General features: G+C 35.5%; 19 protein-coding genes. 10 read left to right on the top strand and 9 right to left on the bottom strand.

Annotated features, from left to right (window positions below):
- The first annotated feature begins 11 nt into the window (after positions 1-11).
- From ACFRAE_RS12750 to ACFRAE_RS12735, 4 genes are all read left to right on the top strand, one after another.
- Positions 12-1,133: a cupin domain-containing protein gene (locus tag ACFRAE_RS12750; RefSeq protein WP_422797548.1), complete on the top strand. Its 1,122-nt coding sequence runs from the start codon at positions 12-14 to the stop codon at positions 1,131-1,133.
- Between the two features lie 20 nt (positions 1,134-1,153).
- Positions 1,154-2,065 (top strand): fumarylacetoacetate hydrolase family protein, encoded by a 912-nt coding sequence (locus ACFRAE_RS12745; protein WP_422797547.1) that lies wholly within the window; start codon positions 1,154-1,156, stop codon positions 2,063-2,065.
- 11 nt (positions 2,066-2,076) lie between these two features.
- A complete protein-coding gene (locus ACFRAE_RS12740) occupies positions 2,077-2,832 on the top strand; it encodes a maleate cis-trans isomerase family protein (RefSeq protein ID WP_422797546.1) in 756 nt (251 codons plus the stop codon).
- Between the two features lie 83 nt (positions 2,833-2,915).
- Complete coding sequence (locus ACFRAE_RS12735) at positions 2,916-3,716, top strand: IclR family transcriptional regulator (RefSeq protein ID WP_422797545.1); 801 nt, start codon at positions 2,916-2,918, stop codon at positions 3,714-3,716.
- A gap of 599 nt (positions 3,717-4,315) precedes the next feature.
- On the opposite strand, the gene ACFRAE_RS12730 is transcribed toward ACFRAE_RS12735, so the two are convergent.
- The 3 genes from ACFRAE_RS12730 to ACFRAE_RS12720 form a co-directional block, all read right to left on the bottom strand.
- The gene (locus ACFRAE_RS12730; RefSeq protein WP_422797544.1) at positions 4,316-6,406 is read right to left on the bottom strand and encodes a TonB-dependent receptor; all 2,091 of its coding nucleotides are present in this window, start codon (positions 6,404-6,406) and stop codon (positions 4,316-4,318) included.
- Between the two features lie 26 nt (positions 6,407-6,432).
- On the bottom strand, positions 6,433-7,737 hold the full coding sequence (locus ACFRAE_RS12725) for a BamA/TamA family outer membrane protein (RefSeq protein WP_422797543.1): 1,305 nt from the start codon (positions 7,735-7,737) through the stop codon (positions 6,433-6,435).
- A gap of 113 nt (positions 7,738-7,850) precedes the next feature.
- On the bottom strand, positions 7,851-8,780 hold the full coding sequence (locus tag ACFRAE_RS12720) for a 1-aminocyclopropane-1-carboxylate deaminase/D-cysteine desulfhydrase (RefSeq protein WP_422797542.1): 930 nt from the start codon (positions 8,778-8,780) through the stop codon (positions 7,851-7,853).
- Between the two features lie 114 nt (positions 8,781-8,894).
- On the opposite strand from ACFRAE_RS12720, the gene ACFRAE_RS12715 reads away from it, so the two are divergent.
- The 5 genes from ACFRAE_RS12715 to ACFRAE_RS12695 all read left to right on the top strand — a co-directional run bounded on the left by ACFRAE_RS12715 (position 8,895) and on the right by ACFRAE_RS12695 (position 17,357).
- Complete coding sequence (locus tag ACFRAE_RS12715) at positions 8,895-9,926, top strand: RluA family pseudouridine synthase (protein WP_422797541.1); 1,032 nt, start codon at positions 8,895-8,897, stop codon at positions 9,924-9,926.
- A 14-nt stretch (positions 9,927-9,940) separates the two neighbouring features.
- Complete coding sequence (locus ACFRAE_RS12710) at positions 9,941-10,810, top strand: aminotransferase class IV (RefSeq protein WP_422797540.1); 870 nt, start codon at positions 9,941-9,943, stop codon at positions 10,808-10,810.
- Between the two features lie 1,091 nt (positions 10,811-11,901).
- The gene (locus tag ACFRAE_RS12705; RefSeq protein ID WP_422797539.1) at positions 11,902-13,566 is read left to right on the top strand and encodes an ABC1 kinase family protein; all 1,665 of its coding nucleotides are present in this window, start codon (positions 11,902-11,904) and stop codon (positions 13,564-13,566) included.
- 1,544 nt (positions 13,567-15,110) lie between these two features.
- Positions 15,111-15,500 carry a helix-turn-helix domain-containing protein gene (locus ACFRAE_RS12700; RefSeq protein WP_422797538.1) on the top strand — a complete coding sequence of 130 codons (390 nt, stop codon included), beginning with the start codon at positions 15,111-15,113 and terminating at the stop codon, positions 15,498-15,500.
- 132 nt (positions 15,501-15,632) lie between these two features.
- On the top strand, positions 15,633-17,357 hold the full coding sequence (locus ACFRAE_RS12695) for an FAD-dependent oxidoreductase (RefSeq protein ID WP_422797537.1): 1,725 nt from the start codon (positions 15,633-15,635) through the stop codon (positions 17,355-17,357).
- 11 nt (positions 17,358-17,368) lie between these two features.
- On the opposite strand, the gene ACFRAE_RS12690 is transcribed toward ACFRAE_RS12695, so the two are convergent.
- The 5 genes from ACFRAE_RS12690 to ACFRAE_RS12670 form a co-directional block, all read right to left on the bottom strand.
- The gene (locus ACFRAE_RS12690; RefSeq protein WP_422797536.1) at positions 17,369-17,980 is read right to left on the bottom strand and encodes a hypothetical protein; all 612 of its coding nucleotides are present in this window, start codon (positions 17,978-17,980) and stop codon (positions 17,369-17,371) included.
- A gap of 4 nt (positions 17,981-17,984) precedes the next feature.
- The gene (locus ACFRAE_RS12685) at positions 17,985-18,635 is read right to left on the bottom strand and encodes an epimerase (protein WP_422797535.1); all 651 of its coding nucleotides are present in this window, start codon (positions 18,633-18,635) and stop codon (positions 17,985-17,987) included.
- A gap of 123 nt (positions 18,636-18,758) precedes the next feature.
- On the bottom strand, positions 18,759-19,979 hold the full coding sequence (locus ACFRAE_RS12680) for an enolase C-terminal domain-like protein (RefSeq protein WP_422797534.1): 1,221 nt from the start codon (positions 19,977-19,979) through the stop codon (positions 18,759-18,761).
- Between the two features lie 242 nt (positions 19,980-20,221).
- Entirely contained in the window at positions 20,222-20,857 is a 636-nt protein-coding gene (locus tag ACFRAE_RS12675) for a CPBP family intramembrane glutamic endopeptidase (RefSeq protein ID WP_422797533.1), read from the bottom strand.
- A gap of 322 nt (positions 20,858-21,179) precedes the next feature.
- Positions 21,180-21,818, bottom strand: coding sequence for a hypothetical protein (locus ACFRAE_RS12670; RefSeq protein WP_422797532.1), 639 nt, complete (start codon positions 21,816-21,818; stop codon positions 21,180-21,182).
- Between the two features lie 542 nt (positions 21,819-22,360).
- Between ACFRAE_RS12670 and ACFRAE_RS12665 the strand changes: the two genes are divergently transcribed.
- Positions 22,361-22,513, top strand: a complete 153-nt coding sequence (locus ACFRAE_RS12665) for a hypothetical protein (protein WP_422797647.1) — start codon at positions 22,361-22,363, stop codon at positions 22,511-22,513.
- A gap of 13 nt (positions 22,514-22,526) precedes the next feature.
- Here ACFRAE_RS12665 and ACFRAE_RS12660 read toward each other — a convergent pair.
- Positions 22,527-22,841 (bottom strand): integrase core domain-containing protein (locus ACFRAE_RS12660; protein ID WP_422797531.1); only part of this gene is annotated, 315 nt, incomplete at its 5' end.

Below are 22,841 nucleotides of genomic sequence, written 5' to 3'. Positions count from 1 at the left end.
ACAAGCTCATCATGGAAACAAACATTTATAAAGGAAAGGATGATGTTTATGGCAGAGCACGTGTACAAGACAATGAGGAATTATTAGCTTATTATAATAAGCTTGCAGAATTAGATACAGGTGCCTTGTGGACAGTAGCCAATGAAATTGAACCTTGGGAACCCATATCCAATTCGGTACCCATGTTATGGAAATACGATGAATTGAGAGACCTAGTTTTAGAGTCTGCTCGTTTAGTAACCCCTGGACAAGCTGGGCGAAGGGTCGTATACTTAATTAATAAAAAAAGAGCCAATGTAAAGGCTGCTTGCGGATGGCTATATGCTGGAATTCAAGTTACGCAACCTGGAGAATCCACACCTGCACATCGTCATAAAGCCGCTGCTCTACGTTTTATTATGGAAGGTGATAAGGGATATACCATTGTGAATGGCAATAAGATTTCTCTTGCTGTAAATGATTTTGTAATTACTCCAAATAGCACCTGGCATGAACATGGTGTAGATGCGGATGGAAAAACCTGCGTATGGATGGATGGTTTAGATATTCCTTTGGTTAATGCACTTGAAGCCAATGATTATGCGGTATATGATGAAGATGGACAAGAAGAATTAGTTCCAATGAACTATTCTCCTATGAGTTATTCCGGTAGCGGATTAATCCCCGTCGATAGAGAATGGAACAATCCTTATTCGCCATTATTTAAATATTCTTGGGAAAGCACTTATAACGCTCTTGTAAATGCAGGAAAGGTTTCTGATGGAACGCCATATGATGGGGTTATCATGCAATACTCTAATCCATTAACAGGTGGTCATGTGATGCAAACTATGGGGGCAGCAATGCAAATGTTGAAGCCTGGTCAGCATACCAAAGCTCATAAACATACGGGCTCCTTTATTTATCAGTGTGCAAAAGGAAAGGGATATACTATTATTGATGGTAAACGTTTCGATTGGAAAGAAAGAGATACTTTTTGTGTACCTGCTTGGGCATGGCATGAACATGTCAATCTTTCTGACACGGAAGAAGCCTTTTTATTCCATTTCAATGACCTCCCAACCATAAGTAAATTAGGCTTGTATCAAGAAAAGGCCTATACTGAAAATGATGGACATCAAACACTTATTTAATAAGCTTTTAAATTGTATTAATGAAATTAGTAACATACAGAGCAAATACAGCAGCCGAAGGAAGATTAGGCGTAGTGTATGAAGGTTTAATTGTAGATGTGGAATACCTGGGAGACAATTTAGGACTTTCCTTTCCGAATACGATGTTGGATTTAATTGACAACGGTTCTACATCCATTAAAGCGATTCAACAGGTGTTAAATCATGCTAAAATAACAGAAATTGCAGCATCTAGTATACCTTTGGAAAATGCGATATTGTTAGCTCCAATACCTAGACCTCGAAAGAATATTTTTGGTATTGGCTTAAACTACACAGAACATGTGGCAGAATCGGCAAGAACATTGGATACCTCTAAGGAATTACCTCAAAAATGTGTCATATTCAGTAAACCACCAACCTCAGTGATTGCCCATGGTGATTCTATTAAGCATAATGCAGCGGTTACTCAGCAGATGGATTGGGAAGGTGAATTAGCTGTCATCATTGGAAAAAAAGCAACGCAAGTTTCAAAAGCAGATGCCTTAGATTATGTATTTGGGTATACCATCATAAATGATATATCGGCGAGAGATTGTCGTAGATCTGGACAATGGATTGTGTCTAAGGGGCAGGATACTTATGCGCCAATGGGACCTGTAATCATTACAGCTGATGAATTGACAGATCCTCATAATCTGGATATTATCACTAAAGTAAATGGTGTGGAGAAACAAAATGGGAATACGAAATACATGCTTTTCAATATCAATGCCATTATTGAGGATATTTCTGAAGTCATCACTTTGGAACCTGGAGATATTATCGCGACTGGAACTCCTGCAGGGGTAGGGGCTGGACGTAGTCCTCAAGAATTTATGTTTCCGGGAGATGTCGTTGAAATAACCATTGAACCCATTGGAACATTAAGAAATCCAATTGTTAAAGCTTAAACAGAAGAAGGATGTCGAAATTAAACTATAAAATTGGACAAATTGTACCAAGCTCCAATGTGACCATGGAAACAGAGGTTCCTGCTTTATTCAAAGCGCGAGAAACGATTTATCCGGAGCGTTTTACTTTTCATTCTGCGAGAATGCGTATGAAGCATGTTACAAAGGATGAATTAGCGAAAATGGATGCTCAATCTGATGTGTGCGCCATTGAATTATCCGACGCTCAAGTAGATGTCATGGGGTATGCTTGTTTGGTAGCGATTATGTCAATGGGCAAGGGCTATCATTGCGTCTCCCAAAATAGATTGCATCAAAAAACGGTAGAAAATAACTACCCCACAGCCATTGTCACCAGTGCAGGAGCATTAGTAGAAGGATTAAAGGCTTTAGGTGTCAAAAAGATTGCATTGGTAGCGCCATATATGAAACCCTTAACTCAACTGGTAGTTGATTATATAGAAGATCAGGGTTTTGTAGTTAAAGATTGGGTGGCTCTGGAAGTTGCAGATAATCTTAAAGTAGCGGCGTTAGATCCAGAAAACTTAAAAACAATCTATAAACAACTCGATTTAACCGATGTTGAAGCACTTGTGCTTTCCGCTTGTGTACAAATGCCTTCTCTTGCTGCAGTAGATGATATAGAAAAAGAAATTAATATTCCTGTTACTACAGCGGCGATCTGCACCACTTATCGAATGCTGAAAGAGCTAGGATTGAAGACTCACGTTCCCTTGGGAGGGGCCTTGCTCTCTGGTAATTACTAATTTTTAGCAATTGGCGATTCAATTTGTTTCTTCTCTTCAGAAAAAACATTTAGATTCGCCTTTTGTTATTTCCTTAAACTTCCATGGAGAAAAAAAAGAACGGAATTCAATCTATTGATGTTGGATTCTCCATACTAACTGTTTTAGTACATTCTGCTACACCCTTGCCACTAAAGACAATATCAGCGCAAAGCGGATTGTCTCCTAGTAAGATTCACTCGTATTTAACGAGTTTTATTACGCTAGGTATGGTGGAACAGAATGTGAATACTGGATTTTATAGTCTAGGTCCTACCTGCTTGAAATTAGGATTAGGATATTTGGATCAAGTAAATATTCTAACGTCCTCACAACCCATTATGCTAGAATTGGCTCAAGAAATTGGCCAAACGGTATTCTTAGGTGTTTGGGGGAATAGGGGCCCAACGATAGTCAATAGGGTAGATGGTCCATATTCTCAAACAATCTTTGATTTAAGGATTGGTAGTGTATTGCCACTGTTGAGTTCTGCTTTGGGGAAAAATTTTGCAGCTCATCTTCCTTTATCTTTTATTGAACCTTTTATTGTGGAGGAAATTGAGAAACAAGGTACCTTGAATGGAAAGCCTATCGCGTTATCCGAGGTTTACGATATGTTAGATCAAATAAAACTAAAAGGAATAAGTACCTCTAGGGGACAATTATTATCGGATTATACTTCTTTATCTGTGCCAATTTTAGATTTTTCTAATATGATCTATGCTGGTATTACGATAATGGGTAAGATTGATCTCTTTGATGATCGAATAGACGCTAAACCTGCAAAACTATTGAAAGAAGCAGGAAGAAAACTTTCTGAATTAGGGGGCTGGACGGCAGAAAAATATAAAATTTCTAACTATTAATAGGTTCGTTTAAATTAATTCCATTTTTTTAAACGTTTTTTTTTGACTGATCTTTATACCAGTAAAGTAATTTACGCTGATTAATTTCTAACAATCATTGAAATTAGTGAGATAGAATTTCTTGTGCTTATGTTAATTCATGGATGAAGTTGATATGCTTTATTTCCGCATTTTAAAGGATATTTGCGCATTGAGTTATACCACAATTCTTGAAAATTCTTTTACCAACGATCTTTAGTTTAATACACTCCGCTTTCTCTAGATAAATTAACAATTCAATCGTTAGGAATTTTAGGTTGAAAATCTGCCTTGTAAGCTGCTAGTAAAATCTGCAAGGAATAAGTAAGGATAGCTTAATTAAATTATGTAATGAGGTTACGTGTAGGGTCTATAATTGCAAAAGACCTGTTGGAAATTAGTATTCTCGATGTGCAGGGAGATGAAAAACAGATTGCTGTACAACCTATAGCCAAATAAGGATTGGAAGTGATGCAATGACTCTTTGAATAGAGTTAATAACTATCCAGCATCTTTTATTTTTTTTATTGATTTTGATTAAGATAGTTATAATCTATAAGTTGAAATTATGACCTGCATAGTTAATACATAATTTTAATTCCTGCATAATAATTTCGAGTAGGAGACGGATTGAAATAGCGATTTCCTAAAGCATTGATATCATTTCCTAGGCTGTATTTTTCGTTCAAAAGATTATCTCCTCCTAAGAATACTTGCAATTTCAACTGTTCATTTAAACCTACTATCCAAGAAACTTTAGCCTGTAATAAATGGTATTTGTTGGAATAAACTGAATTCGCATCATTTAAAGGGATTCTAGAAGTAAAATTATGCATCATTGTCAAATTGAACTGTTTATTCAATTGAAGATTTAAATTATTCACCCAAATCCATTGTGGTACAGAGGTAACCCGATTGCCACTATAATTTTGATCCGTTAACTGATAGGATTTAAACGTGTAATCTTGATAAGTGAGGTGACTGCTAAACACCATGTTTTTAAAGAAATTCGCCTGCTCACGATCGAGTAAATGCGTAAATAAACTTGCTTCAATCCCTTGTTGATCTATTTCTCCCGCATTGACAAAATATTCGTTGCCTTGCTCATTCACTTGGCGAATTATTCCATCCTTCATCTGGTAAGAATAAGCACTGATATCGGCAATAATCGTCCGATTGACAGATTCAAAGCGCAAGCCAAGCTCATAATTGGTCCCTTCTTCCGGTTGAAGGTTCTCATTAATCTGATTATCTGATGAACGAACCTCCGCAATGGTAGGGGTGGAATAGCCCTTGGATATGCTTCCTCGGATAGCAAATAACGGGTTGAATAGGTAGGATAGACCCAGTCGAGGCATCCAGTTGGGGTCTAATTTCTTTTGTCCACTTACGGCAGCTTGATTAGGAATATTTCGATTAAACTCCATGTCATAATAACTCAGTCCAATAGAACCCTCAGCTAAAAATCGATTGGCTATCTGCGTTTTGATTCGATAGAAATAAAAGTGCTGAAAATTTTCCAATTGATCATCGTCTGTTAAAGTGCCTTTTATACCCAAGTTGTTTTCATGGTTAAGGATATGGTAATGACCTTGCTGGGCCTCCGTACCTAACTGCATTTCATAAGTCCAATTAGGATTATCTTCTTGTTGATAGGATAAATAGGTGCGATAGCCTATGTTTTTTTCATCACGAACTTCATAATTGGTAATGAATGGATTTTTAAAATCGGTAGTAGAACCAAATAGGGCAATTACATGCTTCCAATGATCTTTGAAGTTAATTTCATGGGTTATTCCACCCAATAATGTTTTATTATAGATGGCTGCTTGTTGTTGGATCGCTCCAGGAAGAGTAGCTGTAGCCGGTCTTGCTTGGCGAGGATTTTCTTCCATTTGCTGAGCATTTAATCCTCCAGGGGTTTCATAACCTAAATCACTATAGATTGCAAACAGTTTGAACTGTTTGTTGTTAGCGTAATTCCATTGATGGCTAGTCTGAAAATATTTTTTCTGCATTCCCGTTTGTTCACGATAACCATCGGAACGCAAATAGGCTTGATCAAATGCGAATTGATAGCGATCATTAACTTCCTGGCTGAAACTCAACTGTTGTTGAAATAAACCAAAAGACCCTCCACCTACATGAAAACTTTTCCTTGAATGGCGTTCGCCTAATCCATTCGGAGTTAGTTGAAGGACACCCCCAGAATTTGGCCCAAATAAAGACCCATCAGGACCTTTCATCACCAATACTTGTTCGATCCCTATGGGATCCAGTAAGTTGAGGTAGGTGTTCCCACTGGCATCTGTCAATGGAATTTCATCCATATAAATTTTGCTGTTACGTACACCAAAAGGAGATCGCAACATGCTTCCTCGTAAAGCCAAGCGATAACTGCCTGGAGAGCGTTCTTCAATACGCAATCCAGCACTGGAGTTTAAGGCACTTACAAGGCTAGAAGGGTTTTGCGAACTAATGCTTTGTTGGCTAATTACTTGGGTTGAATGGCTCAATTGAAGCATCATCTGTTTATGAAAATAGGCTTTGACCTCTACAGGGGCAATTTCATTGATACTACTATCGGGCGCTTGCCCTTGTCCATAACTGCTCGTTGAGAAACAAAGAGTAGCGATTGAAAAAAGGAGAATAGGTTTTGATTTTTTAAACATGTTATCTGCTAAAGCACTAAATATAATTAAAAGGCTTCATTTAACCCTAGGAATAGCCCACGTTGACCAAATTTTCCAAAAGCATAATCAATACAGAGGTTGGTACGCGTTGCTTTATTGAATAATATGCGTAAGCCTGTACCTGCTGCGGGTTGCCATACTTTAAATAATTTGGTTCCCATTTGATCGTTTGCAGTTTGTAAATTCCCAAATACCACAGCACTTAAAAATTGATTTCTTAATATGGGAAAACGGTATTCTAACTCGGTATAAAAAAATGATTTTCCTTTAAAGTAGCCCATAGTATATCCACGTCCACTACGTGCATAAGGATCACGGCCAGTTCCTGGTAAATCCACATAGGGCAGCGCACCTCCTAAGTTGTAGGAAGCAAAATTCCAAAATCCAATAACATGATTGGGTCTTAAAGTGGAAAGTTGCCAATATTTTCGAATATCGGTTTGTAATTGATAAGCATTATGGGCACTGCCCAACCAAGCCTGATTCATCCGCAATACAACATCGACATAATACCCTTTATAGGCGCTGTTAGGATTATCTCGAGTCATATATTGCATATTCAGCATTAAGCCATTGTTATTTACCCGGCTAGGATTAAAATTATTCCAACGGCTGTAAATTTCTACAGGCGACATTCCTTCCTCGCTGCCTACCGTTTCTAATTTACGCTTCATTTCAAAAAACACACCCACCCCAACAAAGGCTCCTGGCAATAATTGTTTATAAACCCGCTCGCTAAAGGAATAGGTAACGAACTTATTTACAAACCTGTTGCGTTCCGGATTGTTGAGAATTTCTTCCTCCTGGCTAGGATTTTCCAAAACTGAACCTATTCCCAAGCCATAATCTAAACCTACTGCTTTCGCAATCATAGCGGATCCTTTAACATTCCACTTATTCCCTGGAGTATAAACATCGTGCATCACATAGCCTACCAAAATCCCTCGTGTAGTAGCACTTAATGCTGCCGCAGCGATTGACATCGCTGTTTTGGGCTGGTTACCTAATACCATACCACCTACCGCTTTAATTCCGATTTGTCCACCAATGGATGGATTATAATTTAAATTGGGTAAATAAGTGATTGCTGATCGCTTATTGGAAGGTTTGACATCCAGTTCGTTCTTCTTTTTAAAAGGATTAATATCTTTAAATAAATCGACGATATCGTATAGGGGCGCGGTTGGGTAGATACTATCTACTTGCGCTTTCGTACTAATAGAATCTTGAACTTGCACCTGAGCACTTAATTTGACGCTAAGAATTATGCTCAGCAGGAGAATACAATACGGTAAAAGACGTAATGACATAGTTATATACATGTAAGATGCTAAAATAGCTTCAGGTTAACGCTGCAAAGTACTGCAAAATATTTGTTTTTCTAGCACGCTAATTTTGCTTTCATATACTGCAGCTGATGAAACTATTTATCCTCTTTATTAACAGGGATTATGGGATTATTGTTCTGTTTAAAATGTTTTAAATGACCTAATAAGCCGGTTAATCCTCCAGTGTGTATGAGTAAAATCTTGGACCCTGCTGGATAATATCCTTTTTGAATCAAATCAAAGACCCCATAAAATAGTTTTCCAGTATAGGTTGGTTCAATCATAATTCCGGTTTCTTGTGTGAAATTTTGGATAAATTGGATTAAAGGTTCATGGACTTTTGCATAACCCTTGCCATGATAATCCGCATGAATTTCAAATTGAGAGGACGATAATCCCCAATGTTCAAATTCCGATTGCAAAGTATCACCAAGTTTCAAAACTGGAAATGATTGTAATATACAAGGTAGCATTTGTTGTTCGATACCCAACTTTATACCAGCAGTGGTGGTGCCTGTACCGGCAGCAACGGCAATGTAATCATAGCGTTGTTCCAACTCTGTAATTAGTTCTGCACAACCAGCTAAGCCCAAAGCAGACTTGCCTCCTTCGTCTATAAAATAGGCATTCTCTGATGAGTAATAAGCATTAAACAATTGAACTTTGTCTTTATAGGCGGTTCTGTTTACGAAAGTAAGACTCATGCCAAACAATTGACACATCCCTAATACTGGATTATCAACCGATTCCCCGCGAACAAATGCATGGGCTTGAAAACCAAATTGTGCAGCTGCAGCGGCTGTCGCTAGGAGATGGTTGGACCAAGCACCTCCAAAAGTAACTAATTGCTTAAATCCTTTGGATTGCGCATCTGCTAACGTATATTTTAGTTTACGCCATTTATTACCGGAAATAAATGGATGTATTTTATCATCCCTTTTGATAAACAATTCGACACCTTGATTACGTAAAGCGGAATGTGTTATTCTTTCTTCTGGACTATAGATTGGGAATTCATAAGGCATGTGTAAAGGTAAGATTATATTCCGCAGCAATCAAACCCTTCCTTGCTGTGGATTAAACTCGGGAAACTTTTTATTGCAGCTCGTATAAATACCTAAAAATGCTACTTTTGTAGCATGGTTGATCACTTAGAAATTGAGCAGGAGGAAAAAGAATTATTCGAGCACCTACGTATTGTCGCCGATAAAGGCCAAGCCTTATTGAGAATAGATAAATTCTTAATGAATCGGGTGGAAAATACGTCTAGAAATCGTATCCAAAATGCGATTGATGCTGGTTCTGTTAAAGTGAATGAAAAAGAAGTTAAAGCCAGTTATAAAGTCAAACCATTCGATCGTATTACGATCGTCTTACCAGATCCACCACGCGATACGGAAGTGTATCCTGAAAATATTCCATTGGATATCATTTATGAAGATGATGACTTATTAATAGTCAATAAGCAAGCAGGAATGGTGGTTCATCCAGGTTTTAATAATTATTCAGGTACCTTAGTCAATGCCTTGACATTTCATATTCAACAATTGCCTATATTACCAGGAAATACGGGTAGACCTGGCTTGGTGCACCGTATAGATAAAGATACCTCCGGATTATTGGTTATTGCAAAGAATGAATGGGCCATGACTTATTTGGCAAAGCAATTTTTTGATCACAGCATAAGTCGCAAATACCTCGCTTTGGTCTGGGGAGATTTATCCGATGCTGGAACGATTTCAGGCTATATAGGCCGCAACGCCAAAGACCGTCGGATCATGGACATCTATGACGATCCCGAGAAGGGAAAATGGTCGGTAACGCATTATACCGTATTGGAACGTTTTGGGTATGTTACTTTAATTGAGTGTCAATTGGAAACTGGTCGAACGCATCAAATTAGGGCGCATATGAAATCCATTGGCCACCCACTCTTTAATGATGAATCGTATGGAGGTCATAAAATTTTGAAAGGAACGCAATTTGCCAAATACAAACAATTTGTCGAAAATTGCTTTGCCTTGTTACCACGCCAAGCCCTTCACGCCACCTCTTTAGGGTTTAAACACCCGAAGACTAAAGAATTTTTACATTTTGAAGTACCAGTTCCTGAAGATTTTCGTTTAGGTTTAGAGAAATGGAAAGCCTATACGACGGAACAGACTTCTTAAATTAGCTACAACACATGATGCCTATACACTATATTAATTTTAACGGATCGGTCATTCCAGAAGATATGACCATACTTAATGCAGACAGTAGAGCCTTTCGATATGGTGATGGATTGTTTGAAACGATGCTTTGGAAAGACGGGGATATTCGTTTTCTAAACTTGCACATGGAAAGGTTGTTGGATGGAATGAATATGCTTCATTTTGAAGATATAGAGCATTTTAATGCCTATTTTATCCGTATGAAAGTGGAAGAGTTAGTTCGGAAAAATAATATGTTAGGTCAACAAGCTCGGGTCCGACTCATTGTGTTTAGAACTGGAGCTGGGCTTTATGGACCGGAAAGCAATACAGCGAGTTATATCCTGCAGGTAGATCGCAAACCTGAAAGCTTAAGGGATAAGAAAACAGGCCTTATCATCGATGTATATACGGAATATAAAAAAGCCTATTCTGAACTTTCAAAAATTAAATCCAATAATGCGTTAATCTATGTAATGGCGGGACTTTTCCGTAAAAAAAACGCCTTTGATGAAGTGCTTATTTTAAATCAATCTGGCAACTTATGTGAAGCCTTGGCATCCAATATTTTCATCTATTACGATAAAGTGTTGTATACCCCAGCATTGACGGAGGGTTGTATTGCTGGAGTTATGAGAAGAGTAATCATGGATATTGCTGAACAGGAAGAAATCCCAGTCGTAGAAGCAGAAATCAAACCAGAGATTTTAAAAGTCGCTGATGAAATCTTTTGTACAAATGCCGTAGAAGGCGTGCAATGGGTGATGGGATACAAACACAAGCGTTATTTTAATAAGATTTCTCGTATTTTTCAAGAAAAATTAGCCCAGTGGACCTATGAAACGGATAATACCATCGAATAAGGTCGGTGAATATAAAATTAGTAATTCGGATATTTAGACGAAAACAACTCTATGCTGAGCAAGTTGTATATCCTTCAGATCGAATCTATGATGTATTTCAGGTCAGGCAAATTGGTTGCAGACCTGAAATATTTTAAGATAACCTTCCCCTAACAAGACTTTTCAATCCATTTTTTACCCTCATTTTAGTTTATTTTCCTGACTTCTAATAAATTAACGTTTTGTATTTTATGGGAGTCTAATTTTCTAATCGTAGGCATATTCTTCGGAACTTGTTCGGATCTCCTTTGGATCAAGAACGAATTTTTGCGAAGAAGATCCAAACAATATTCGAATCTAATACGCTTTTTCGTACTAGAAATTGGATATTAAATAGATGAAATAAAAAAAATACGGACCTAAAAAATCGTTATGTCAATGATAAACTGCTTGAGCGGTTTATTTAATGTGATACTTCGAATAATATTGTCTATCGTGTTATTAATAAGTTTATTATGAATTTAAAGTATGTATAGTGTTTTTAGATTTTCCATGTACTTGGTTACCTCTAAATGCGGTGGAAATAAAAAGAGAGAAGGTACCTAGAAATGGTAACCTTCTCATTTATTACGATTGTTAGTGTGATTTCAATATTATGTGCGAATGCATCGTTTATAAAAGACTACTTCCGCATAAATCATGATGGACCATTGGTATCTACTTTTGGCTCCAATGCTGTGCATAAGTTTCACAATTCAATTCATTCAAGCAAATTCAAATTGCCAGGAGGAAAGAATAGCATAAACTAGCATTAAAATTAGCTTCATGAACTTTAAATATTTAATTATAATCTAATTTTATACAAATTAAATACCTTTTAACATCAAATTTATTGATCTATGTTAATAAAATAAGAATTGCACTTAATTGTTTTAATTTTAACATTTGAATTGTTGCCTTCCCTAGAAATTGTAGCGCATTTCGAAATTTTGCAGCTAATTCAAGAATTAATATTTACATTATATAACATATACTTTAATTGTTAAAATTTGGACAAAAATTTGCTAGTTAATACCAAATCGCAATAGAAATTTCATCAAAACATATTGATTATGATGTATATCCAAGGATTCCAAAAAATAAAACGAGTAGGTCAAATTTTAAAAATTTTATCGAAGCATGGATTTGATGAAATAATATCCAGATCAAATTTAGATCGGATATTACCCGATAGCTTTTTATATTGGAATAATCATACGCGCAAGATATTTGAGGAAGATTTTAATGTACGCATACGCTTAGCGATTGAGGAATTAGGGCCCACCTTCATTAAACTGGGTCAATTATTAAGTAATCGCCCAGATATTATTCCTAAAGATCTGCAAGAAGAATTGGTGAAGCTTCAAGATAATGTAAATACCGAAGAATTAGATTTGAAATTGCGCTTGGAGAAAGAGCTGGCTATTGATTTGGATGATCATTTTCTTTCCATAGAAACCGTTCCTTTAGCTTCGGCTTCCATTGCACAGGTGTATAAAGGTGAATTGAAAGATGGGAAGGACATTATTTTTAAGGTAAAAAGACAAAACATTGATGAAATTATCCGTGCAGATTTAGATTTTATAAAAGACTTGGTTCGTTTATTACGTAAAAAATACGAAGTCATTAATAAGATGAATTTGTATGAAATTGCCTTGTCATTTGAAAGTTCGCTCCTAAATGAACTGTCTTTTACCAATGAACTGAATAATATTGAACGATTTCGGCGTAATTTTTCAGGAAATAAGGATGTGTATATACCCAAAGTATATCGTAAATATTCTACGGACACGTTAATTTGCATGGAATATATAGATGGTGTGAAAATAAATGATATTGCTGGGCTCGAAAATTATGGATTGCATCGCAAATCGATCTTACAAAATGTATTGGATTTATTTTTAGAGCAAGTGCTCATGCATGGTTTTTTTCATGCGGATCCGCATCCTGGGAATGTTTTTGTGAATAAAAGAGGGCAGATTGTATTCATCGACTTTGGTGCCATGGGCTTTATGATTCCAGAAGATCGTAAAATCATCGAAGCCATGGTTATTGATTTTCTTGCTAATGACGCAAGGTCTTTAATAAAAAACATTAAAAAACTGGCTATTGTTCATCATATTCAAGATGAGCGAAGGTTAGAAAGGGATGCCTATGAAATTTTTGAAATGATTAAGCAGAATGCTTTAGAGGACATTGAAATTTCAGTTATGCTGCAAAAATTAAATATTGTTTTGCAAACCAATCACATTCTATTACCGGACTTTGTTTACATTTTGCTCAGAGGAGTATCGATATTAGAGGGTACTGGACGGCAATTGGATGCGGAGTTAAATATTCCTGAAAGCATTTCTCCATTTGCACAGAAGATAGCTGCTCAAAAATTATCATCCGATTACATCTTTGGACAGTTGAAGGAAAAAGCAAAGATGATTAAGGATGTGTTAGAAGAAGTGCCTGATGATCTGTTGACACTATTGGATAAAGTCAAAAATGATAAAATAACGTTAAACCATCGAATGCAAGACTTTGATAATTTGCAATTGATTCTGCATCGGATGGGCAATAAGTTTTTATTATCCATTTTAGCGATGACCTTTGGAGTAGGGGCAAGCATCTTAGCGCATGGACGCGTAGGTTATTTATTGTGGGGCATACCATTACTCTCCTGGTTTGGCTTTATCATGAGTTTTATTTTATGTTTTGCCCTATTGAATCATTTATATAAAAGTAAATGATTGGGTGTCACTAATTCAATACGGAGCCTGTTGTTGCATACCATATTGAAACACAGTTAATTGTTTTTCAATGTAGTATGCAATATTTATTTCTTATTAGTTGGTTTGAATATTGGTAAATGATTAAGATTATATTTTATTTACCTGTTACAAACTTTTATTACGACTTAAATATAAATTAAGGAGATCCAAATTCTTAGTTTAACACACTAACCACACTTTTGATGTATTTATTGATGATCGTTATTTTGGTGGATTACCCAATTGGGGTATAATTTATCAAGCGATTTTACAAAGAAAAACTCTTCAAAATTTGAACGATTTATCCTTAGATTTTAAGCAATTAATTGAATTAAATTCTCGCAATACTTTCAGGGAAAAATTATTTAAAATTTAGTAAACAAAAAACCGTTATATTCGTCTAAATGCATTTTTTTAGTTTAGAAAAATAAATTTCTATTCAATTTAAGTGTTTGAACACATAATTAATGTTTTTCTTTTCTGCGACAGCTTCAGCTTACTTATAAAGTTAAATATTAATCCAATTATTGCTTATAAATGGCTGTTTCCAGTTCATTTTTTTGATTTTTTGAAAATAGAAAGTATAGTTTTTGAACTACCCTTTGTATTATTAACTCGTTTAATTACAGTATATTAGCCTGTTATTTTTTGTCTCATTTTGTGTTTTGGACGAGTAAGTTTGAAATTGAGACAAATATGATTCGTTTTGAGTGTATATTTGTTTAAACAAGCACAATTATTAATTATTAACAGGCCAATTAAATTCATATAGCGTCCGCGCAATTACCCTTGAGTTTAATTTATGTCACATTATGGAACTTGCAGAACACCTAAAACGTTACGTTTTTGAATTGAAAATCTATTCTTTAGAATTCCCATTTTGGTTGAATTTTATGGAAGTTCTAATCATTTTAAGTGTATTTGTTTTTGTCCTAAATCTTCGGAATAAATTATGGTTTACATCAGTGTTTAAACCCTATAGTTCTACTATTGTAGGAGCTAATCATCGTTTAAAAAACGTCATGATGCGCATATTGGCCTCGATTATCTATTTTTCACGAGAAAACATAAGGCAATTTATCCAGCATTTATTGATCAGGATTACTCAATTGACGGAATCCGTACTGTTAACATGTTGTTTAATTAAAGATGTTAAAGGTCTTTATGATAAGGCCTGTGTTGTTGATAAGAATGATGCTGTATTCATTTTGGATTATTATCCGTGGAGCCTATATCTTGGGAATCAATTAAAATCCATTGAATCGAATAACAGGCATAAATCATTTTTTCAATCAGCTTTTTCGTACCTAATGATGAAGGGCATATTTCCTAAAAATCAACTGTTTCATTTTTAATATTGGAAACAATGATTGTTGGAAAGCCAGTAGTTTTGAGGTTAATAGTTCAAGCTACTTATTTAAGAAAACAAACAGATAAAATAAATCATTCTAAGGATGAAATATTAAAATAAAACCAAAATCACACCTATTATCACTAAAACCAACTTATTACTTATGGAAAACATGAATGCCATACTTGAGAAAAAATCTTACATGAGTTTAGAAACAGAGCTTAAGATTTTTAAAGCGCTGGAAGATTGGGAAAAATCCCATTATTTCTTAAACCCTGCATGCTCAATCATCACCGCAGCTCGAGAAATCGGTTGTAACACCAAATACTTATCGTATGTCGTAAATAAGCATATGAAGGTTGATTTTCCGAATTATGTAAATCAACTTCGTTTAGAATATTTAAATAATTATTTACGTACCGTTCCCGAAGGTAGAAATTTAAAACTTTCTTATTTGGCGAGTATCTGTGGTTTTTCCTCCTATGGTAAATTTGCAAAATTCGTAAAAGAAAAAACAAAGTACAGTCCCACACAATATATCGTATTTTTTGATTTATTATAGTTGTATAATTTATTGTAAATGAGGTTTAGGTTAACTTAGGTCTTTTCACATATTTCTTTTATAGCCTATTTTTAGGTAGATCCAATCGGAAAACCATATCTTGCTTATCGCTATAAAAAAATAAACCTATTTATGAATAGAAGAGGATTTCTAGGAGGATTGACACTGATATCTGGACTTGGCCTAAGTACAAGAAATAATGTATTATCTGCAAAGGATTTTGAATATAAAAAATCTTTAATAGTTAACTCAAGCTCTTTAGTATCGGACGTGCTTATTGTAGGCGCTGGTCTGGGGGGGGTAGCAGCTGCATTGGCAGCTTTGCGAAATGGAGAGTCTGTTATTTTAACAGAAGAAACCGATTGGATTGGTGGGCAATGTACGCAACAAGCGGTTCCTCCAGATGAACATCCTTGGATTGAGACGCATGGGGCTCCAGCATCCTATAGGACATTCAGGAACGAAATCCGCGATTATTACCGCAGATTTTATCCCTTATCGGAAGAAGCAAAAAGTAAGGAATTTTTAAACCCAGGTGACGGTGCCGTTTCCAGGTTATGTCATGAACCTCGAGTTGCTTTAGTTGTTTTGGAAGGAATGTTAGCGCCTTATATAGCGAATAATAAACTTCGTGTATTGTTGAATTATCAAGTCACTCATGCGAAAAAGGTTGGAGAGCAAGTGCAAGAGGTTTTTTTGAGACATACTTCGACCCAACATATGGTGGCTTTGAAAGCAAATTACTTTGTTGATGCTACAGAATTAGGGGATGTATTGCCTTTAACCAACACGGCATATGTAACAGGAACTGAGTCTAAGGAAGAAAGTGGTGAGCTACATGCACCAGCGATTGGAAACTCGAAAGATAACCAATCTTTTACGATGGTGTTTGCGGTGGACTATCATCCAGGAGAAAATCATACAATCCCTAAACCGAAATCATATGATTTTTGGAGAAATTACATTCCTCAAATTCAACCCCCATGGCCTGGTAAATTGTTAAGTTTGACGTATTCTTTACCACAAACATTGGTTCCAAAAACATTGGGCTTTCATCCAGAAGGTATTCCAACTGGAGAAGTGTTGAATTTATGGAATTATCGCAGGATTTTAAGTAAGCGAAATTTTGTACCTGGATTTCTTAATGGAGATACGACTATCATTAATTGGCCGCAAAATGATTATATGCTCGGTAATCTAATCGATGTACCTAAAAAGGAATTTCATAAACATATCGATGCGGCTAAACAACTAAGCCTCTCCTTGCTGTATTGGTTACAAACGGAAGTTGAACGACCAGATGGGGGTAGAGGATGGCCAGGTTTACGTTTAAATAAGGAGGCTGTTGGAACAGCAGATGGTCTTGCTAAATACCCTTACATTCGAGAATCCAGAAGAATTAAAGCCTTATTTACGATTAAAGAAGAGCATGTAGGAAAGGAACAGCGGAAGCTTACTGCAAAAGCAAACGAGGATGCGGATCATGCGGCGATTTTTGAAGATAGTGTGGGGATAGGCTATTACCATATCGATTTGCACCCAAGCATGCATAGAAATTATGTGGATTTCCCTTCTTTACCTTTTCAAATCCCTTTGGGCGCATTAATTCCTGAGAAAACAGAGAACCTCTTTCCTGCCAATAAAAATATTGGAACTACGCATATTACCAATGGATGCTATCGCTTGCATCCTGTAGAGTGGAGTATAGGTGAAGCGGTAGGTTTATTAATTCATTTTATCAAAAAAAATCAAATTACTGCAAAGCAGGTTCGAGAGGACCAAGAATTACTTAAATCTTTTCAAGCTTTCATTCAAAACCAAGGTGTGGAAATTGCTTGGAAGCAGCCTAATAAATAAGTAGAAGGACCTTATTTAGCTTGGCTTAATTTAAGTTTTACTAACCAATGTGAGGCATGATTTTGAAGGAGTTCCTTTTTAAGCGCTTCGTTTTTGTAATTGTTGTATAAATATAATTTTAAGGGTATGCAATCTGGAAATGCTTTTAATCCTTGTTCTATATTTTCTAACAGTTCAGGAGATTGTCCATTCATTTCTAAAGTTTCGGTTTTATAAATATAAACTAACGCCGGAGTTTGATTATAGATCTCGAGGAATTCTTGATCCATAAAATTGATCATGGCTAGCTGCATTTCTTGATCAAATTTAATTTTCCCTTCTTCACGTAACCGAATAGCATCTTGGTATTTCAACAGACTCACGAGTAAGTGAACGTTTTTAGTCCTTGGGCCTTTTATCAAGGATTGGATTCTATTAAGCAGTTCAGGATCCAAGGAAAATACGTCTTTCTGTAATGAATTGAAGTAAAGTTCATGGTATAGCTTTAACATGGTGCTATCTTCACCATCGATGTGGGATTTGTTTTTTAATTCCTGAAGAGATTTTATGATGTCCAATTTATCTTGTGCCTGAGTGCACATAAAAAGACAGGAAAACAAACTAATTAATAGCAATTTCATCATGGTTTTATTTGGCGAGTTGATGAATATCTTTTACATGAATAATGGTATTGGGGTAGGTGGTTTGTGCTAATTTAATCATCGCTTTTGCCACTTCGTCCATGGTATTAATCATATTTGGTGAAAGCATTTTTAGAATTGGTATCAACCAATTAAGATATTTATAATAAGATAATACATGCATTTGAGGATGTGATGTTTGGACCATACCTATACGAAATCCGAAAGTTTGTCTGAAGCCTAATTTCATTAAATCGTTTTCTGTTTTTCCTTTCACTCTTGCCCAGGCCAATTTACCTTTTTCAGAGCTATCAGTACCACCTCCGCTAACGTAAATAAAAGTCATCGGCTCTTTGGGTTGTAATGCCCTCGCGAAATGCAGGGTCGTGTCGTAGGTAATTTGTTTATATTGGGCAGCGTCTATTCCTAGAGAACTTATACCTGCGCAAAAAAAACAAGCATCGTATCCCTGCAATTGTGGGTCGTCTAAAGTTAAGGTTAGAAAATCTGCAACAAGGTATTCCTTTAATTTTGGATGTTGTTTTCCTGAAGGTTTACGACTAACTGATAATACTTCACTTACTGCAGGATGATCTAAACTGGATAATAATATTCCTTCTCCAATCATCCCTGTCGTTCCTGTAATGATGATTTTCATAGCCATTCAATTTAGGTTGATATTCTATCTGGCATTTAATGAAGAAAGGCATATTCATTTATTATAAAGTCCATGAATGCGCCCTTCTTCTACTTTAAATATAGGAATAATACTTTTATTTTTTTAGTAAATCTTTTTCAACAATTCCATCCCAAATCCTGCTGTTTTGGCTGGAATTAATTTACCATCTTTAATTTGGTATCCTGAAAGGTCTACATCGTCGGAGGTGCTTGTTACACCTTCGATGGTTACTGTATTGCCTAATCCTCCCGCTAAGTGGGCGGTATAGTTGGATTTTAGGATCGTTCCCCATGCATGTGGAGAGGCCAAAGTTCCCGTCTTCTTCAATTCGGGCATTAATTTTCTCCAGTTTGTAAATCCTAAACCTTCAATATCTGTTAAATGAACATCCAATAATTTATGCTCGATTAAACTGTTTAATAATTGTGGGTCAGGATCTGCTTCACCATCGGCTAATAGGGTTTTAGAACCTATTTCTTGAAGGTAGGACCTTAACCGTTGGTATTCGGGAATATTCTCGTGAAAAGGTTCTTCTATCCAAAATAAAGGTATGGAACCAATGCCTTTTAAATACTTAATGAATTCTTCCACGGCAAACCCATTATTTCCGTCTACTAAAACCTGGCAATCTGGAAATGCTTCAGCAACCTTTTTGGTGACATCGATATCACGTTGAAGTCCTTCTTTGTAAGACATCCAACGATTTCCTCTACCTATTTTCAATTTAAACTGTCGGTAGCCGACTTGGTAATCGTATCGGCATTCTTCGAGAATCTTGTCAATTCCGATAGGCTTATTGGCAGGTTCTAAATCATCAAAATAAATCATTCCGCTATAATAGTCGGTAATCTGTGGTTGTTCTGATCCTAATAAAGCATAAACGGGCTTTTTTAAAATGACTCCCGCTAGATCATGTAAGGCGATATCGAAAGGGATATGCCGATCTTGTAGGGTGCCTAATTGGGGTTGAAATATGTCAGATACTTTTTTTCCAATTAGCTCTTTGGCTAGTTGTTCAGCATCTCTTCGGTTGCCTCTAAGGGAAGACCAACCCATAGCCCCTTGTTTGCTGTGGATACAGCAAATCTCTACATTAGGTCCATAGCCATGCAAATCTAATCGTGCATTTTTTCCAACGAGACGTGGGTATTGTAACCTGACAAAACCGTAAGTGATCTTATCAATGGTATGATAAGCTAAATCAGCTTGATTGGATAAATGGGATGTATTAGCCATAAAATCTAAAGCAGTTGATTCTTTGCTAAGCAGAAGGGAGGATGCTAATCCTACGTTCATGGATTTAAGAAAATGACGCCTTTTCATAGGTATATGAGGAATTTAAAGAAATAAATAGGTTATTTCTGGTCAAAAAAATTAAGTTTATTCTTGTCTTGCAAAGGTGTTTCGTGATTGATTTAAGGAATTATCCATAAAGTAAAATCAACTAAACAGGAAGTAAGTTAATTAATTAGATTTAATAATAAAAGGATTTTGGTAGAGAAAAAACATTTTAGCAAATGAAATAGTGCTATATTTTAATTCTTATGAATTGTTTATGGAGCTATTTAAAAAGTTGCTTCGAATAAATCTAAGAAAGCTGGAACGGATAAATTAAGAATATCAACGACCATATGTGCGACAATGACCCATTGTAAGCTTTTTGTTTTCATAAAAGTAATGGTCCAAATGGCGCTCATAATAAAAGTGGAAATAAATACCTCAGGCCCTCTAAATAGTTCTGAATGCAAGCCAAAAACAGCATGGTTGATAGAAAATAGGATAGAACTATACATGGCCGATTGCAGGGTGCTCCATTTCTTTGTCGCCTCCAGTAAAATGCCTCTCCAAAAGAATTCTTCTAACCAAGGGTTGATCAGCGCTAATATAATCCATGGTATAAATATGGTCCAATGATTTAATAAATGATTGAATTTTAAGAAAATAGGTAAGGGAATGAAGGCTATAAGTATGCTTAGTATTTGCCACGCAAATTGTCTTTTGGAGGGTTTTAACCAATTTAAAAGCTGGATTTTGCTACTGAACAAGGATATAAAGAGTACATATACTAACCATTCGAATAGAATAATGGGAATAAATACCCATTTTCCAAACAATCTACCAAAAAACACGGCTACAAATACATTAATAAGTATAACTATTAAAGGGGTATAGAGGATAAATTTCCTGTCTAGGAACTTCATAGGGCTTTGTTCTTTATTGAGTGAATGGTTTAAATATCGTTTTTTTCGACAATGATGTTAAAGAAAATTAATTTCTTAATATAATAATTTAATTTATTTAACATCTCTAATCTTGCTGCGGCGCATGGAAATGATAAATAGCAAGTTTGGATAGGGAAGTGGAAGTAAGTTTAAAAAGAATTGAGGAGTAAAGTATTGATGAATCTCAATATTTATGTTGTTGATTTATATTTTAGGCAATTAACGCTTTCATCGGGAATGAACAGCACTCAATCTTGATGAACTCTTAACATAAATAAAACCTGTATTAGAAGCAGGATTTTTATTGTATTTCTATAAATTTAGGATGATAGACTTGTTGAATGACAGAACTGGGACTTAAATATAGATCATGATTTTGGATTTCAATTAAATTTTCTTTAGGCTCATTCAATGCGTAAATAAAACCCCTTTGCTCCGCAGTTACCATATGGACATGATCGTAATCTTGATCGTATTCGTCTACATATATCATTACTGGTTGTTCGGAAATAATATCTTTAGTCAAAAAGAGTTTTTCATCTAAACTCATCCAACCTATAGGTTTGAATTTTGCATCGATATGCTGAGGATAGGTAAGAAAGTTGATGAAGTAGCAAAAAATAGGAAACTCTACATCAAATGGAAATGTTATGGTAAAAGACTCTTCATTTATGGTATTGATTCGTACAATGGCTTGGAAATTGTGTTGATTATATATATCGCAAAATTCTTGTATGGTATGTTGGATCTCTTTTTCTGGAAGACCTTCAATGTATACCACCTTATCATTCTTAACGGGTACTTTGGGTAGAAAGCTTACAGGAGGTCTTCGATTTTCGGAAGACATCATAGCAATCTTGTCCTTAAATTTAAGGATAAGTATAAACACAACTAGAATGATCAATACAAGTACAGCCAGTACTATTAAGTAAAAATCCATGGTTCAGTTTGGAGTCTTATAGTTTTTCAAAAAGTAATAGCAGCAACTTAATAAAAATTCATGTTTACACAAAGACTTTTGTTAATTATTCTTAAATAATGTGTTATTTCTTTTAAAAATTATATAAAAATGGCTAATTTATATTTATTTCTAGGAATTAAATGCCTTTTTACCCTTAGAATTAATTTAAATAAAAACAGTGTGTATGGCGTATACTTATCGATTTTAGCCATCTTTTTAAGGGAAATTGGACGAACTGTTGTTCTTTTTAGTCGTCGTATTTTTATAGTTGATTGAAAGGTTTATGGTCTTGATGCTAGCTGCATGTAGCTGTGCGTAAAGTGACTTTTGTTGTTTATTTTGTAGTGCTGGCCTGATCTGTTTGGAAGAACTATCAGAAGGTCTAATAACAACAAAACCCTCTCATTTGCATGAAAGGGTTTTTGATTTGTTTTGCGGAGAGTGAGGGATTCGAACTTGATTTTTAATCACCTATTATTGAGTCATTTAAGTTGTCGTATGCGAGAAAACTATAGAAATTTCTGAGAGATAATCCTGATCCAAATCTTTCGGATATGTGTTATACTCTTCAAGTTGGCAGGAAACATTTTGAATACCGGAAGAGTCTTGTCTTTACGGATCTGAACAGTATTTTAGGGCTGTACGTATTCAAAATAAAGTGGACAATCACTTAGAGAGAGTTTTGTTTTATAAATCTATTAATTTTTGATTAAGATATTGAGTTTTTCTTTCATTTAAAGTTCTTGTTTTTATTTCCTTTCGTCTTTTCAAGATCAAGTCACCTCGTCCATAATAGACATCAGCCGGAGTTAGATTGTTTAAAGATTCGTGGTAACGCTCGTTGTTGTATTTTTTCACGAACTTTTCTAAAGCTGCTTCTAATTCTTCGGGACAATAATATTTATCCAGTTTAACGACATTTTTTATCGTTCGATGATAGCGTTCAATCTTACCTTGCGTTTGCGGATGTCCTGGTTTACCATGAACTTGTTTCATATTTAA

The organism is Sphingobacterium sp. HJSM2_6 (assembly GCF_049316305.1).
GTDB lineage: Bacteria > Bacteroidota > Bacteroidia > Sphingobacteriales > Sphingobacteriaceae > Sphingobacterium.
Note: the sequence above shows the minus strand (reverse complement) of the source record. Positions and strands in the feature narration are given on the sequence as shown.